The organism is Streptomyces sp. ACA25 (assembly GCF_028200735.1).
Lineage (GTDB): Bacteria > Actinomycetota > Actinomycetes > Streptomycetales > Streptomycetaceae > Streptomyces.
In genome coordinates this window covers 1-977 of sequence record NZ_JAQKPV010000072.1, presented here as the reverse complement: position 1 = coordinate 977, position 977 = coordinate 1, and the positions used below count along the sequence as shown (strand labels likewise).

The 977-nt window shown below is 72.3% G+C and carries 1 pseudogene; it reads right to left on the bottom strand.

Going from position 1 to position 977, the window contains the following annotated elements:
- Window positions 1–977, bottom strand: a pseudogene (locus PJ985_RS23205) (type I polyketide synthase); the annotation flags it as partial.

Genomic DNA, 977 nt, shown 5'->3' with positions numbered 1-977 from the left:
CGGAACCGAGCGGTGCCCGGCGCAGCCTGCGGGCCAGGACTCCGGAGTCGCGCACCGCCACCTGATCCTCGCCGGCCTCGTCGGTGAGGACGGAGAGGAGGCGGGAAGCTGCACGAGCGTCCAGCTCAGCGGGCAGGTCGATCAGGCCGCCCCAGCGCTGGGGCAGTTCGAGAGCAGCCACCCGGCCGAGACCCCACAGCAGGGCACCCGACGGGTCGGTCAGCCGGTCCGCACCATTGACCGACACCGCACCACGCGTGCACACCCACAACGGTGCGGGCAACTCCGCTCGCAGCAGCGGCAGAACATCGTCCGGACCTGTCGGCAGGCACACCACTCCCGTGATGTCCGTGAACGAGCTGAGGTCGGCGTCGAACCGGACACCGCGGAGATGTCCGGGGAAAGTGGCGGCGAGGTCGTCGGGAACCGCGCCGTCAGCGGTGAGCAACAGCCAGGTTCCGCCGGTGGGCAGCGTCGGCCGGTCGGTCAGCGGCTGCCAGGTGACTCGGTAGCGCCAGGAGTCGAGCCGGGCCCGCTCACGCCTGCCGCCGCGCCAGGCGGACAGGGCAGGCAGGACCGCGGCCAGTGCGTCGGGGTCCAGGTCCAGGGTGCTCGCGACGGCGGCGGCGTCCTGATGTTCGACGGCGTGCCAGAACTGGGTTTCCCCGTCGTCGGCTGCGGGTGCGGGCGCCGGGGCGGAGTCGAGCCAGTAGCGCCGTCGTTGGAACGGGTAGGTGGGCAGGTCGATCGGTCCGGCGGTGCGGGCGGGAATCAGCGTGGACCAGTCGACACGTCCGCCGTGGACGTGGACGGTCGCAACGGCGCGCAGGAGCGTATCGGCTTCGGCACGGTCGGCACGCAGCGCGGACGCATATGCGGCAGGGTCCCCGTCGAGGCAGCGACGGGTCTGCCCGGTGAGGGTTCCGTCGGGTCCGAGTTCGAGGAACGTACCGACGCCGCTGTCACGCAACCGGGCC